This window comes from Aeromonas sp. QDB25, assembly GCF_027707725.1.
Taxonomy (GTDB): Bacteria; Pseudomonadota; Gammaproteobacteria; order Enterobacterales; family Aeromonadaceae; genus Aeromonas; species Aeromonas caviae.
In genome coordinates this window covers 18080-30984 of sequence record NZ_JAPCIZ010000051.1, presented here as the reverse complement: position 1 = coordinate 30984, position 12905 = coordinate 18080, and the positions used below count along the sequence as shown (strand labels likewise).

The 12905-nt window shown below is 63.0% G+C and carries 14 protein-coding genes and 5 tRNA genes; 15 read left to right on the top strand and 4 right to left on the bottom strand.

Annotated elements, in window-relative coordinates; translation table 11 throughout:
* Positions 1–135 precede the first annotated feature (135 nt).
* The 4 genes from PG883_RS16330 to PG883_RS16315 all read left to right on the top strand — a co-directional run bounded on the left by PG883_RS16330 (position 136) and on the right by PG883_RS16315 (position 2452).
* Positions 136–1305 (top strand): UPF0149 family protein, encoded by a 1170-nt coding sequence (locus tag PG883_RS16330; protein WP_010674640.1) that lies wholly within the window; start codon positions 136–138, stop codon positions 1303–1305.
* A 150-nt stretch (positions 1306–1455) separates the two neighbouring features.
* A complete protein-coding gene (locus PG883_RS16325; protein WP_010674639.1) occupies positions 1456–1926 on the top strand; it encodes a MarR family winged helix-turn-helix transcriptional regulator in 471 nt (156 codons plus the stop codon).
* Positions 1923–2111 (top strand): DUF4250 domain-containing protein, encoded by a 189-nt coding sequence (locus tag PG883_RS16320; protein ID WP_010674638.1) that lies wholly within the window; start codon positions 1923–1925, stop codon positions 2109–2111. Before PG883_RS16325 ends, PG883_RS16320 begins: the two co-directional genes overlap by 4 nt.
* 161 nt (positions 2112–2272) lie before the next feature.
* On the top strand, positions 2273–2452 hold the full coding sequence (locus PG883_RS16315; protein ID WP_010674636.1) for a hypothetical protein: 180 nt from the start codon (positions 2273–2275) through the stop codon (positions 2450–2452).
* A 91-nt stretch (positions 2453–2543) separates the two neighbouring features.
* Here the strand turns inward: PG883_RS16315 and PG883_RS16310 are convergent, their stop codons facing one another.
* A complete protein-coding gene (locus PG883_RS16310) occupies positions 2544–3131 on the bottom strand; it encodes an FMN-dependent NADH-azoreductase (protein ID WP_010674635.1) in 588 nt (195 codons plus the stop codon).
* A 226-nt stretch (positions 3132–3357) separates the two neighbouring features.
* On the opposite strand from PG883_RS16310, the gene PG883_RS16305 reads away from it, so the two are divergent.
* The 4 genes from PG883_RS16305 (at position 3358) to PG883_RS16290 (ending at position 6622) form a co-directional block, all read left to right on the top strand.
* Positions 3358–4248 carry a DMT family transporter gene (locus PG883_RS16305; protein ID WP_104455889.1) on the top strand — a complete coding sequence of 297 codons (891 nt, stop codon included), beginning with the start codon at positions 3358–3360 and terminating at the stop codon, positions 4246–4248.
* A gap of 73 nt (positions 4249–4321) precedes the next feature.
* Complete coding sequence (gene purT / locus PG883_RS16300) at positions 4322–5500, top strand: formate-dependent phosphoribosylglycinamide formyltransferase (RefSeq protein ID WP_041211381.1); 1179 nt, start codon at positions 4322–4324, stop codon at positions 5498–5500.
* 128 nt (positions 5501–5628) lie between these two features.
* Positions 5629–6288, top strand: coding sequence for a hexitol phosphatase HxpB (hxpB, locus tag PG883_RS16295; protein ID WP_069785071.1), 660 nt, complete (start codon positions 5629–5631; stop codon positions 6286–6288).
* A gap of 130 nt (positions 6289–6418) precedes the next feature.
* On the top strand, positions 6419–6622 hold the full coding sequence (locus PG883_RS16290) for a CPXCG motif-containing cysteine-rich protein (RefSeq protein ID WP_005336871.1): 204 nt from the start codon (positions 6419–6421) through the stop codon (positions 6620–6622).
* A gap of 78 nt (positions 6623–6700) precedes the next feature.
* Here PG883_RS16290 and PG883_RS16285 read toward each other — a convergent pair whose 3' ends face one another.
* Together PG883_RS16285 and PG883_RS16280 are read right to left on the bottom strand one after the other, a co-directional pair.
* Positions 6701–6991 (bottom strand): YciI family protein, encoded by a 291-nt coding sequence (locus PG883_RS16285; RefSeq protein ID WP_113978641.1) that lies wholly within the window; start codon positions 6989–6991, stop codon positions 6701–6703.
* 102 nt (positions 6992–7093) lie between these two features.
* On the bottom strand, positions 7094–7705 hold the full coding sequence (locus PG883_RS16280; protein ID WP_010674630.1) for a riboflavin synthase: 612 nt from the start codon (positions 7703–7705) through the stop codon (positions 7094–7096).
* 133 nt (positions 7706–7838) lie between these two features.
* On the opposite strand from PG883_RS16280, the gene PG883_RS16275 reads away from it, so the two are divergent.
* The 7 genes from PG883_RS16275 to PG883_RS16245 all read left to right on the top strand — a co-directional run bounded on the left by PG883_RS16275 (position 7839) and on the right by PG883_RS16245 (position 10343).
* Positions 7839–8045: a YaeP family protein gene (locus PG883_RS16275; RefSeq protein WP_010674629.1), complete on the top strand. Its 207-nt coding sequence runs from the start codon at positions 7839–7841 to the stop codon at positions 8043–8045.
* Between the two features lie 151 nt (positions 8046–8196).
* A complete protein-coding gene (locus PG883_RS16270; RefSeq protein WP_029314480.1) occupies positions 8197–9576 on the top strand; it encodes an MATE family efflux transporter in 1380 nt (459 codons plus the stop codon).
* A 194-nt stretch (positions 9577–9770) separates the two neighbouring features.
* A tRNA-Val gene (locus PG883_RS16265) sits at positions 9771–9847 on the top strand.
* 11 nt (positions 9848–9858) lie between these two features.
* Positions 9859–9935: transfer RNA gene (locus tag PG883_RS16260), tRNA-Val, on the top strand.
* A 17-nt stretch (positions 9936–9952) separates the two neighbouring features.
* Positions 9953–10029, top strand: a tRNA-Val gene (locus tag PG883_RS16255).
* A gap of 121 nt (positions 10030–10150) precedes the next feature.
* A tRNA-Val gene (locus PG883_RS16250) sits at positions 10151–10227 on the top strand.
* A 39-nt stretch (positions 10228–10266) separates the two neighbouring features.
* Positions 10267–10343: transfer RNA gene (locus PG883_RS16245), tRNA-Val, on the top strand.
* A 140-nt stretch (positions 10344–10483) separates the two neighbouring features.
* Here PG883_RS16245 and PG883_RS16240 read toward each other — a convergent pair.
* Complete coding sequence (locus PG883_RS16240) at positions 10484–12886, bottom strand: DNA polymerase II (protein WP_113977341.1); 2403 nt, start codon at positions 12884–12886, stop codon at positions 10484–10486.
* Positions 12887–12905: the final 19 nt, after the last annotated feature.

The window sequence follows — 12905 nt, the reverse complement described above, 5'->3', positions numbered from 1 at the left end:
AGCACCGTTGGAGGTGATCAAGCAATACATTCAAAACCAGCGGGGCTGACGCCCCGGCGAAATTCCCCTCCCACCTACGTCGGAGGGAGTCCCCTTTCGCATTTAAGATGGATCCAGACCCACAGCCAGCAGGAGATGAGTTACCCCGCCCTGCACGGCTTCCTGTGCGCCCGTCTGGCGGGGCCCGTAGCCCCCGACTGGCAAGATCCGCTGGCCGGCCTGCTGCCTCATGATGCGGCGCTGGACGAGAAGAGTGCCGAGGCGCTGCATCACCTGATCGCCGAGCTGGAAGCCCAGGCCGACGACGCGCAGCTGGCCCTGCCGAGCCAGTGTCGCCTCTCTACCGACAACCCGGAGCAGGTGTTTGACAAGCGCCATCCTCTGGGCCAATGGAGCTATGGCTTCAGTCAGGGGGTAGCCTGCTGGCCGGCGCCGACCGACCTGAACGATCCGGCGACCCGCTATCGCTTCAGCCTGGTGGCCGAGCTCTGCCTGTTTCGCGACAAGCCCATGGCCATGATGCTGCACCAGGCTACGGCCAGCGAGCCCCCCTTCCTCGATTTTTGCAAGCGTCAACGCCAGCAGATGAAGACGGCCCTCAACCTCCTGCTCGGCCAGGATCACTACGAGGCCGAGCCTGAAGAGAGCCCGTCCCTGGACAACGAGCAGACTCGCCAGTGGCAGCAGTGGTTCGAGCTGGCGGCAGAGAGCCGCGATCCCCTCGCTCGCCTTGGCTGGTTCGAGCGCATCATTGCCGATGCCAACCTCCTGTTCGATGAGGCATTCTGGCAAGCCCACGCGGGCCATGGCTGGCAGGTCCCCGAGGCACGCCCTCTGATCGCGGCCAGGGCCGGTCGAGCCGATTGCCTGCTGCGACTTGGGCAGCTTGGGCAGGCACGGGATGAGTACCTGGCCCTGCTCGCCCTCTGTCGCGCCGACGAGCCCGCTTGCCGCCACCCCCTCTCCACCCTCTATGCCTGGCAAGGGGAATGGGATGCCCTGCAACAACTGCTGGTGCGCTTTGATGAAGCCTCCTGCTGGCTGCTTTACAACAAGGCCTTGATGAGCTTTGTCTGCGAAGGGGAAGCGGCGGCGCGCCCTCATCTGGCGGCGGCAATGGAGGTCAATCCCCATGTGCCCGCCACTTTGCTGGGCCAGCGCCGCTTGCCCAAGCAGGAGCCTCGCCGCTGGCAGGGAGGCAGCCGTGACGAGGCGGCGCTCTACGCCTTGCAGAGTCGCGAGGCCTGGCTGACCCACAACGCCTTGATATGGCTGCGAAAGAGTGCGGGCAAGCAGGCCAGTTGAGACCCCAATTGCCGATTCGATGACAGAACACGTGCGCAAACGCACATTTTTCTGGTGACTGGTCAGACAAATGCCCCTGTGTTACGTATCATCAAGGCCAAAGTATCAAGAGAAACTGCACCCGATGCAGCCGCCACAGCAGGATGTCATATGTCGAAGATCATTGAGCTGCTCGCGCACTACCCTCCTTATCAGCTGGTTCACGCCGCTGAGATGGTGCGCGATACCTTTGAACAGTTTTATCAGCAGCGGTACCAACTCACCGTGCCCCAGTGGCGCCTGATGATGGTGCTCGGCCCCCACTACCCCATCAGCCAGAAGGAGCTGGTGGAGGCGAGCGGCATGGACAAGGTACGGATCTCCCGCGAGATCCATCGTCTGGTGGAGAAAGGCATCCTGTTCACCGAGAACAGCGTGCAGGACAAGCGCATCAGCCTGGTCTCCTTCACCCCGGCGGGGCTCACCTTGTTCCAGCAGCTCAAGACGGAGGCGGGAAGCTGGCAGCACACTCTCACCGACTATCTGCCGGCCGAGGCGCGCCAGAGCATTCGCCTGCACCTGCAGAGCGTCAGCGATGCCATCGAACAACTTCACCTGCTGGACAACGAGCAACCCTCATGAAGCTGAACAACTTTGCCACCATGGATGTCAACATGCTGCTGAGCCTGGTCAACATGCAGTTGCGTGATCACTACGAGGATCTCGATGATCTCTGCCGGGCGCAGGATCTCGATCAAGAGGCCCTGGTTGCCAGGCTGGCCAGTGGCGATTTTCACTATCAGGAAGATCAGAAGCAGTTCAGATAGGGATCCGGATCACAACCCGACCCATGCCGCTGGCTCCGTCGGCAAAAGCTGCTAAGGTGGTGGCTACCCGGTCCGTTGATGTTCGCAAGAGGTATGGATACATCTTGTTGTCACAGACCGCGGTTAGCCTCTTGTTCACCACCCGCAGCCAAGGATGACCCATGATGCGCCTCATTCGACCAACCAGCCTGATCACCCTCTGCACATTGCTGGTGATCAGCCTCTTCCTCCCCCAGGTCCCCAACAGCGCCGAGCAGTGGCTCACCACCCTGCTGCTGGCCTCCCTCGTGGCGGTCTTTCTGATGGTCGGCAGCGGCTGCCGCCACTTCCTGCGCGAATAACGACGCCAGAGCGCGATGACTGCCCAAAAACAACAACGCAGCCCGAGGGCTGCGTTGTTGTTTCAGGATACTGGGGAGGCCCCGAGTCGCATCAGTAAGCCAGGGTTTCCAGCTGCTCCTTGGCCTGCTCGATCCCCTTGGCTTGCGCCTCCGGCCCCATGCCCATGCCTTCGGCATAGATGAAGTCCACTTCGGTGATGCCGATGAAGCCCAGCACGGTACGCATGTAGGGGGTCACCAGGTCGGTGGCATTGCCCACGTGCATGCCGCCACGGGGGCTGACCACCAGGGCGCGGGTGTTCTCTACCAGGCCGACCGGACCGGTCTCGGTGTAACGGAAGGTCACGCCGGCACGGGCCACCAGATCGATCCAGTTTTTCAGCTGGGTCGGGATGTTGAAGTTGTACATGGGGGCCGCGATGATCACCAGATCGCTCGCCTTGAGCTCGGCGACCAGCTCGTCGGACTGGGCCAGCACCGCTTGCTGACGCTCGTTCAGGTTCTCGCCACCACGCAGGCCCATGGCCAGCTCGCCGTCCAGCACCGGCAGGTTCAGGGTCGCCAGATCGCGTACCTGGATGGTGTCACCCTGGCGCTCGGCCAGGTAGCCGTCGATCAGGGCGTTGGATTGGGAATACTGGCCCAGGATGCTGGACTTCAGAACGAGGATATTGGCCATGGTGAAACTCCATTTGATTGTCAATTGAACAGCCAGGCTGTCGATGGAGGTCACTATAAAGACTGGCATTAAAGCCTGATAGCGAAAATAGATGCTCAAGTCATTCAAAAAATTTGATGTCTGTGCATTTCCTCGGCGGAGAGGGGCTCATCAAACTCCGCACCCTTGGCATGACAAACGATTGCCGTTATGATCCGCCGCACTTTTTGTACGTGATCCGGATCTCATGACCTCCTCCCGCAGGCACTCCCCCTTTGCCGGCGCCGTCTGGATGATGGTGGCAGGCCTCTGCTTCGCCGCCGTCAACAGCCTGAGCCAGTATGTCAGCTTCAAGCTCGGCCTCCCCTCGACCCAGGTCGCCTTTCACCAATATCTGATCGCCCTGGTCTGCCTGCTGCCCTGGCTGGTGCGCCACGGTCTGCGCCAGTCCCTGATGACGAACCAGCTGCGCCTGCACCTGCTGCGGGTCGCCCTTGCGGTGACCGGCATCCAGTTTTGGCTCTGGGCCCTGGCGGTCCCCGTCCCCATCTGGCAGGGGATCGCGCTCTTGATGACCTCCCCCCTGTTTGCCACCCTGGGATCAGCCCTCTTTCTCAAAGAGCAGGTGAGCCGGGCCCGCATCCTGGCCACCCTGGCCGGCTTTGTCGGCGCCATGCTGATCCTGGCCCCCTGGACCGACGACTTCACCCTGGCCTCCCTGCTGCCGGTGGCGGCCGCCCTCTTCTGGGCAGGCTACTCCTTGCTGGTGCGCTATCAGGCGGCCAGCGAGTCGTCCCACACCATCGTCGTCTACCTGCTCGTCTTCAGCACCCCGTTCAACGCCATGCTGGCGATCCCTGAATGGCAGTGGCCGAGCGAAACCCAGTGGCTGCTGGTGGCCGCCTCGGGCGTACTGTCGGCACTGGCCCAGATGTCCATCGCCCGCGCCTACAGCGTGGCGGAGGCCTCCTTCGTGCAACCTTTTGATTTTGCCAAGCTGCCCATGAACGTGCTGGCCGGCTGGCTGGTATTTGGCTGGGCGCCCCCCGGTCGCTTGTGGCTGGGGGCGGCCATCATCATCGGCGCCATCACCCTGCTCACCCATCTGGAGCAGCGCGCCCACCCACCCACTTCCTGAGGTACGCCATGCGTGCCTCTTTTTTTGCTCACCCGGATCAGCCCTGCTGACCACCGACCTCAGGAGAGATCAGATGTTTGGAACCGCCACCCGCCCCACTGCGACCCGCGCCCTGCTGCTGGGATCAGGCGAACTCGGCAAGGAGGTCGCCATCGAGCTGCAGCGGCTCGGTATCGAGGTGATCGCCGCCGACCGCTATGCCAACGCCCCCGCCATGCAGGTGGCCCACCAGGCCCGTGTGCTGGACATGCTGGATGGTGCCGCCCTGCGCGCCCTGGTGGCCGAGGTCAAGCCCGACCTCATCATCCCCGAGATTGAAGCCATCGCCACCGACACCCTGGCCGCCCTCGAGCAGGAAGGGGTCAAGGTGGTGCCCAATGCCCGCGCCACCCAGCTCACCATGAACCGGGAGGGGATCCGTCGCCTCGCCGCCGAAACCCTGGGGCTGCCCACCTCTGCCTACCGCTTTGCCCAGAGCAAGGAGGAGTTTGTGGCCGCCGTCGAGGCCATCGGCCTCCCCTGCGTGGTCAAACCGGTGATGAGCTCCTCCGGCAAGGGGCAGAGCCTGCTGCGCGATCTCGCCAGGCTGGATGAAAGCTGGACCTATGCCCAGGAGGGGGGCCGTGCCGGTCGTGGCAAGGTGATTGTCGAAGGCTTCGTTCCTTTCGAGTACGAGATCACCCTGCTCACGGTGCGCGCGGTCGATGGCATCCACTTCTGCGAGCCTATCGGCCATCGTCAGGAGGATGGTGACTACCGCGAATCCTGGCAGCCCCAGGCCATGAGCGAGCTGGCCCTGGCCCGCTCCAAGGAGGTGGCGGCCAAGGTGGTTGAAGCCCTTGGCGGCTACGGTCTGTTCGGGGTCGAGCTCTTCATCAGGGGTGACGAGGTGTGGTTCAGCGAAGTCTCCCCCCGCCCCCACGACACCGGCATGGTGACCCTGATCTCCCAGGATCTCTCCGAGTTCGCCCTGCACGTGCGCGCCATCCTGGGGCTGCCCGTCGGCACCATCACCCAGTACGGCCCGAGCGCCTCTGCCGTGGTGCTGCGGGAAGGCCACAGCCAGGATATCCGCTATCAGGGGATTGGCGAGGCACTGGCCCTGGTGCCGGGTGCCCAGCTGCGTCTCTTTGGCAAGCCGGAGATCGCAGGTCGTCGTCGCCTCGGGGTGGCGCTCGCCCGTGGGCAGGATTGCCAGGAAGCCGTGGAGCAGGCCAAGACGGTGGCAGCCCGGGTCGAGGTACTGTTCTAGGCACTCCGCTTTACCACGCAAAAACAAACGTTTATCTGCGTGATCCGACGCAAGGGGCAGGTGACTGCCCCTTTCCCATTGAAGCACCGGGCTTATAATCCCCCCTTCACCTATGTCAGGAGTACAAGATGTTAACTGCCGTGATCTTCGATATGGATGGTGTTCTGATCGACTCGGAACCCTTCTGGCAACGGGCCCAGATGGCCGTCTTCGCCGAACTGGGCCACTTCCACACCGAGGAGGACTGCAACTCCACCATAGGGGTGCGCATCGATCAGCTGGTGGCCCACTGGTACCGGATCCGCCCCTGGAGCAGCCCCAGCCAGGAAGAGGTGGTACAGCGCATTCTGGATCAGGTGATCGCGCTCATCCTGCAAGAGGGACAACCCAAGGCCGGGGTGCTGGAAGCCCTCGACCTCATCGAGGCCCAAGGGCTCAAGATCGGGCTCGCCACCTCCTCCCCGTTTGCCATGGTCGAGGCGGTGCTCGGCAAACTCGGCATCCAGGACCGTTTCATGGCGGTCCACTCCGCCGAGGTGGAGCGCTTTGGCAAACCCCACCCGGATGTCTATATCCACGCCGCCGAGAAGCTCGGCGTCGAGCCTGTGCACTGTCTCGCCATCGAGGACAGCTTCACCGGCCTGCTGGCGGCCAAGGCAGCCTCCATGACGGCGCTGATCGTGCCGGACCCGGCGCTGGTCGGCGATCCCCGTCTGGCCATCGCCAACCACGAGCTGCGCTCTCTTGCCGAGCTGAACGCAGAGATGCTGGCCGACTGGGTCAAGTAGGCAACACGGACTGACCTCCTGCCTCCCTTGAGCCCGCTCATAAACGTGCGCTTGCTCGCGGTTGCGCCGCCTTGTGGCGACTAGAATCAGCAGGAGCACAGAGACGGCCCACGGGCCCGAGGAGGTCACCATGATCGAATACACCAGCAAGCGTATCGTCTGCCCCCACTGCGGCCACCACACCCGGGTCGAGCTGGATGCCAGCCAGGGGGATCAGGAGTTCTACGAAGATTGCATGGCCTGCTGCAACCCCATCCATCTGCGGCTGCACCGGGATGAAGCCCGCGACTGCCTGCAACTCTTCGTGGATGCCGACGACGAGCAGCTGTTCTGAATCCCCCTGTCCAGACACAGACAAAAACAAACGGGACCCTGTGGGTCCCGTTTGTTCTGGTGCCATCGTCAGGCTGGGTCACGCCTCCCTCAAGCACGCCGCCTTCGCCGACGTCATGGTCGGAACAAACTCCACCACCTGATAATCGGCCGCCTCTGTCTGCTTAAAGGGATCCTCTGCCAGCATCGCCTCCAGGGCGTCTCGGCTCACTCCCTGCGCCAGTATGACGCCCCCGACTCGGGGTACCTGACGCCCGGATGCCAGAAAATGGCCTGCGGCATACTGCCGCTCCAGCCACGCAATGTGGGCCGGGATCAGGGCATCGATCTCCGCCAGCGGTTTCACATAAGTCAATGTCACGACAAACATAGAGAAGTCTCCAAGGCTCTGGGGCGGCGCCTCTTCCACAAGAGGGCACCTTTCCCGTGATGCCGCCCTCCTCTTCGAACCCTGGGGGCAGCGCTCAGGTGGTTACTGGCGCGCCGCCAGCACCCGCTCCACCGTGTCGACGATGGCCTGGGTCTGGGGGTCAATCTCGATGTTGGTCTGCCAGCCGGCCTTGACCCAGCCCAGGTTGGTGCGGGCCAGGGTCTCGGGGATCAGGTTGACGCAGAACTCCCTGGCGCGTACCTCGCCCACGGTGAGGCTGATGCCGTCGATGCCGATGTAGCCCTTGGTCAGCACGTACTTCATGAGCGCAGGATCGAGGCGATACCACACCTGGCGGTTGTTGGGGGTGTCGATGACCGAGGTCACCTCGGCCGTCCCCATGATGTGGCCGGACATGGCATGGCCGCCAATCTCGTCCCCAAAGCGGGCGGCCCGCTCCACGTTGACCTTGTCACCCACCACCAGTTGCCCAAGGTTGGTGAGGCGCAGAGTCTCCTGCATCAGATCGAAGCTGACCAGATCCCCCTCCACCCGGGTGACGGTCAGGCAGCAGCCGTTGTGGGCTACCGAGGCCCCCAGGGCCAGCCCCTCGCCCCAGGCCGGGCTCGGCATGCGGATCACGTGGGTGCGAAAATTGGGCAGTGAATCGATGGCCACCAGTTCGGCGGTCCCTTGTACGATGCCGGTGAACATGAGTCTCTCCAGGCTGTGAAAATTGTCGGCAGGTTACCCCCGGCCACCTTGCAAGACAAGGGTGCCGGCTGACAAGGAGAAGCGCGATCGCTATAGTGACCCCAATCAATCCAGACTGAACGAGGAAACAAAAATGCAGGTATATCAATGCTGTGAAGCCATTCGCATCGCCTACAACCAGATTGGCTCCGGTGAGCAGGGTTATGTGCCCCAGGCCATTGCCGCCAGCATACGGGCGCTCAACGCCGTGGCCTCCGACGAACGGGTACCGGCGGATCTGCGCGAGCAGGCGGCCTATGCCGCGGCCAACCTGCTGATCAGCGATCACGAAGACGCCTGATCCCGGCTACAAATCTGCCGCCGACCTTCCCCGTTGGCGGTTTTTCAGGCTAGAATGACACCCCCGCATTTTGTCTCCTCAGGACGAGGAGGCAAAAGCCCATCTCTCTTGCCCGCTCTTTCTCTTTTATCTGATCCACTCGGAGGTGTCAGTGCAACGTTATTGGTCCGAGGCGAAGCAGCTCGTTCGTCTAGCCAGCCCCATTCTGGTCGCCCAGGTGGCCCAGATCGCCATGAACTTCGTCGATACCGTGATGGCGGGACAGGTGAGCGCCGTGGATCTGGCCGCCGTGTCGGTGGCGTCCAGCTTCTGGTTGCCGATCATCTTGCTGGTGCAGGGCATCATCATGGCCCTCACCCCCATCGTTTCCCAGCTCAACGGCGCCCGCAAGCAGGATGAGGTGCGCCCCGCCGTGCACCAGGGCTTCTGGCTCGCCCTCATCGTCACGCCCATCGCCATGGTGGCACTCTACTTCAGCCCCCTGGCACTGCAGTTCATGGATGTGGATCCCGTCATGGCGGCCAAGACTGCCGGCTACCTGCACGCCATCCTGTGGGGCCTGCCCGCCTTCGTGATGTTCCAGGTGCTGCGCAACTTCAGTGAGGGGCTCTCCCACACCATGCCGACCATGGTTATCGGTTTCGTGGGGCTCGCGGTCAACATCCCCGCCAACTACATCTTCATTCACGGCCACTTTGGCATGCCGAAACTCGGCGGCGTCGGCTGCGGCGTGGCCACTGCCATCGTGCTCTGGGCCATGCTGCTGGCGATGATCGTCTATGTGAAGTGTTCTGCCCACTTCAAGCGCATCAACCTGTTCGCCCAGCTGGCACGCCCCAACGGCAGCCGGATCTGGCGCCTGTTCCGCCTGGGGTTCCCCATCGCCATGGCCATCTTCTGCGAGGTGACCCTGTTTACCGTGGTGGCCCTGATGCTGGCCCCCTTCGGTGCGGAGACGGTGGCGAGTCACCAGATTGCGCTCAACTTCTCCAGCCTGGTCTTCATGCTGCCCCTCTCCATCGGTGTCGGTGTGACCATCCGGGTCGGTCACAACATAGGGGAAGGTCAACCGGATCAGGCCAGGGTCGCCGCCCGCACCGGCCTGATGCTGGGCATGGGCGTCGCCGCCGCGACCGCCGCCCTCACCGTGCTGCTGCGCGACCCCATCGCGGGGATCTACACCGACGACCTGCAGGTGATCGGCCTCGCCGCCACCCTGCTCTTCTTCGCCGCCATCTACCAGATCTCCGACTCGGTACAGGTGGTGGCCGCGGCGGCTCTGCGCGGTTACAAGGACACCCAGGCCATCTTCTACGTCACCATCGTCGCCTATTGGGGGCTGGGTCTGCCCACCGGCATGATCCTGGGGCTGACCGACTGGGTGGTACCGCGCATGGGCCCGCAGGGCTTCTGGATAGGCTTCATCGTCGGTCTCACCTCCGCCGCCCTGATGCTGGGCGCACGGCTGCGCGTCATCTATGGCCGCTTCGCCAGCCCCGCGGCCTGCACCGCCCTCTCCCGGGCGCAATAGGGCGCGGCCAGGGGCACGGGGAGCCGCACTTTTGGGGCGGCTCGCCTGTAAAATCAACAGGCTGCACAAGAACTGGGCAAACAGTCTCCTTTGTGCATGTCCCTTGTTGACAGCCTTGGGGGCCATGGGTAGTATGCCGACCACGCCAGCAGTGCTGGCGGGATAAAACGGGTTTTCAACCCGGTTTATGAAGTGGGTTTATAGCTCAGTTGGTTAGAGCACTACCTTGACATGGTAGGGGTCGTTGGTTCGAATCCAATTAAACCCACCACTTTTCGTGATGCGTCCTTAGCTCAGCTGGTTAGAGCACCACCTTGACATGGTGGGGGTCGGTGGTTCGAATCCACTAGGACGCACCATCACGAAACCCTGTTATGCGTCCTTAGCTCAGCTGGTTAGAGCACCACCTTGACATGGTGGGGGTCGGTGGTTCGAATCCACTAGGACGCACCATAACAGTTTGAATAAATTGCAGATATGAATTTGATGTGGGTTTATAGCTCAGTCGGTTAGAACAGTACTTTGACATGGCGTAGGCAATGTCGTTGGTTCGAATCCGGTTGAACGCAGATGTGGGTTTATAGCTCAGTTGGTTAGAGCACTACCTTGACATGGTAGGGGTCGTTGGTTCGAATCCAATTAAACCCACCACTCCCCTGCAATGACACACAAAGTCGCCTTGCGCACCCTGCGTCCTTAGCTCAGCTGGTTAGAGCATCACCTTGACATGGTGGGGGTCGGTGGTTCGAATCCACTAGGACGCACCAGATTTGAAAAGCCCGCTTGATAGCGGGCTTTTTGCATTGGTCGGCTCTGACATCCGCTCTCCCCCGTCATCTGCCTCCTGTCCCCTCTGGCCCGCGGGCCGCCATTGTCGTGCCATGGCGGCCGCGTTTACCTCGCTTCGTCAGAAGAGATCGAGCTGCTGGCCGCAGATCCGCTCGAACGACTCCCCCACAAAGGGAAGGATGGCGTCGGCGATGGGCCTGAGCTGCTTGTCGATGTAGTGCTCGTAGTCGACGGCGCTGCGCCGGTACTCCAAAGGCTCGGGGCCGTTCAGGGTCATCAGGTAGGCGATGGTGCCCCTGTGCTGATAACGCTGGGGCAGGCCGCGGCGCAGATTCTCCTCGTCCGCCAGGCGCGCCGCCCGCACATGGGGTGGCACGTTCTTCTGATACTCCTCGAGTTTCTGGCGCAGCCGCTTGCGGTAGATGAGCAGATCGTCGTGACGGCCGGCCCGGGTCTCGTCCACCATGGTGCGCACATAGCTGCTGGGATCCTGGTCGTGGAACACCATTTCGTAGAGCCGGGTCTGGAATGCCTTGGCAAGGGGGGTCCAGTCGGTGCGCACCGTCTCTAGCCCCTTGAACACCAGGTGCTCCCCTTCCCCTTCGCCCACCAGTCCCGCATAGCGTTTCTTGCTTCCCTTCTCCAGCCCGCGAATGGTGGGCATCAGGAAACGGCGGTAGTGGGTCTCGTACTGGATCTCCAGATGGCTCGGCAGGTCGAACTCCCGCCTGATCAGCGCGGCCCAGTTGTCATTGATCATCTTCGCCAGTCGCTGGCCAATCTCGTCCGCCTGTTCGAGACGGATATCGCTCCCCAGGTGCACGAAGGTGGAGTCGGTGTCCCCATAGATCACCTCGAACCCTTCTGCCTCTATCCACTCCCGGGTCTGCTGCATGATGCCGTGGCCCCGCAAGGTGATGGAGGAGGCGAGCCTCGGGTCGTAGAAGCGGCAACCCCCCGACCCCAACACCCCGTAGAAGGAGTTCATGATGATCTTGATGGCCTGGGAGAGGGCCTTGTTACTGGCGGCCTTGGCCCGATCCCGCGCCGCCCAGAGGGTGGCGATGAGATCCGGCAGGAAGTGACGGGTTCGGGAGAACAGGGCGCCGCGAAAGCCTGGAATGGCGTTATCCGGGTGTTTGAGCCCCTCCACCAGCCCCATGGGGTCGATGCAGAAGGTGCGGATGATGCTGGGATAGAGGCTCTTGAAGTCGAGCACCAGCACGTGGCGATAGAGCCCCGGCTTGGAGTCCATCACATAGCCGCCGGGGCTGGCGAGCCCGCCGTCTGCCGGCAGGTTGGGCGCCACGTAGCCACCGCGGTGCAGCCGTGGCAGATAGAGGTTGGTGAACGCCGCCACCGACCCGCCCACCCGGTCGAGCTCGAGACCGGTGAGGGAGGCGCGCTCGATGGCGAAGGGGATGAGGTGGCAGAAATCGAAGATCTCCCACACCAGCCTGCAATCTTCCAGGTTGTAGCGGGCCAGCGCCTCCTTGTCGGAGTGGAACAGCTCGGTGATCTTCTCCCCCCGGTTGGCCACGTCCTCAATGTCCTTGCCCCGCCCGAGCAGCTCGCTCGCCACCGCATCCAGGCTGTAGCTCGGGAACTGCCAGGTGGCGCTCTTGAGGGTATCGATGCCGTCCAGCACCATGCGCCCCGGGATGATGACGTTGCCGCTCTGGGGGTCGTTTCGGGACGAGCGCCAGAAGCAGAGCTCCCGCCCGCGCCCGAGCCGCAACCGCCGCTTGTGGAGTTCGGCGCGGCGCAGCAGCAGGCGAAAGTCGAAATTCACCACGTTCCAGCCGATGACGAGATCGGGATCGTGCAGGCTGAACCAGCCCTCCAGGGCAGCGAGCAGGGCGGGCTCGTCCGCCACCCACTCGACGTGGGTCTCCCAGTCCTGCGAGCCCGGCTCCGGGGAGCCAATCATGATGACCCGCGCGTCCTCTTCGCTATGGAGCCCCACCGAGAAGAGGGTGCCATCCATGGCGCACTCCACGTCCAGGGAGACCCAGGAGAGGGTCGGCGTCACCGCCTGCGGCGCACAGCGCGCCTCGTTTACCTCCCAGTAACCCTGCCTGCCCCCCTTTCGCCTCGCCTTGCCGTCAAAGCGCATCCCGGCGGTGATGAAGCGCTCCATGAGAAAGCGCTCGGGCAGGCGGATATCCGCCTCGAAGTGCTCCAATCCGCGGATGAGCAGCAGCTCGATGGCGCGGTGAAAGGCGCTCAGGGTGGCAAAGTAGCAGCCCACCACCCGGCTCCCCTCGAAGGTGTGCATGGGGAGGCGGCGAAAACGCCCCCTCACCCCAGCCCCCTTGAAGAGCTCGGCCGCCTCCTCCAGGTGGCGTTCCGGCAGGAAGAAGACCGGCTCCTGCCCCGGCACCACCACCCGTACCGGTCCCTGTGCGCTCCAGAGCCACATCACGATCTCGGTACGCCCCTGCACATCCCGACCATGGCGGGTCAGGATGAAGCCGTCGAGCGGCGGGGTCACGGGAGGAAGGGGCTGGATGTCGGTCATGCAGGTGGTCGGGCTCAAA

Excerpts from the sequence above, each read along its gene's own strand:
- PG883_RS16330 (WP_010674640.1), top strand. The coding sequence starts at position 136 with ATGAGTTACCCCGCCCTGCACGGCTTCCTGTGCGCCCGTCTGGCGGGG.
- PG883_RS16325 (WP_010674639.1), top strand. The coding sequence starts at position 1,456 with ATGTCGAAGATCATTGAGCTGCTCGCGCACTACCCTCCTTATCAGCTG.
- PG883_RS16320 (WP_010674638.1), top strand. The coding sequence starts at position 1,923 with ATGAAGCTGAACAACTTTGCCACCATGGATGTCAACATGCTGCTGAGC.
- PG883_RS16315 (WP_010674636.1), top strand. The coding sequence starts at position 2,273 with ATGATGCGCCTCATTCGACCAACCAGCCTGATCACCCTCTGCACATTG.
- PG883_RS16310 (WP_010674635.1), bottom strand. The coding sequence starts at position 3,131 with ATGGCCAATATCCTCGTTCTGAAGTCCAGCATCCTGGGCCAGTATTCC.
- PG883_RS16305 (WP_104455889.1), top strand. The coding sequence starts at position 3,358 with ATGACCTCCTCCCGCAGGCACTCCCCCTTTGCCGGCGCCGTCTGGATG.
- purT (WP_041211381.1), top strand. The coding sequence starts at position 4,322 with ATGTTTGGAACCGCCACCCGCCCCACTGCGACCCGCGCCCTGCTGCTG.
- hxpB (WP_069785071.1), top strand. The coding sequence starts at position 5,629 with ATGTTAACTGCCGTGATCTTCGATATGGATGGTGTTCTGATCGACTCG.
- PG883_RS16290 (WP_005336871.1), top strand. The coding sequence starts at position 6,419 with ATGATCGAATACACCAGCAAGCGTATCGTCTGCCCCCACTGCGGCCAC.
- PG883_RS16285 (WP_113978641.1), bottom strand. The coding sequence starts at position 6,991 with ATGTTTGTCGTGACATTGACTTATGTGAAACCGCTGGCGGAGATCGAT.
- PG883_RS16280 (WP_010674630.1), bottom strand. The coding sequence starts at position 7,705 with ATGTTCACCGGCATCGTACAAGGGACCGCCGAACTGGTGGCCATCGAT.
- PG883_RS16275 (WP_010674629.1), top strand. The coding sequence starts at position 7,839 with ATGCAGGTATATCAATGCTGTGAAGCCATTCGCATCGCCTACAACCAG.
- PG883_RS16240 (WP_113977341.1), bottom strand. The coding sequence starts at position 12,886 with ATGACCGACATCCAGCCCCTTCCTCCCGTGACCCCGCCGCTCGACGGC.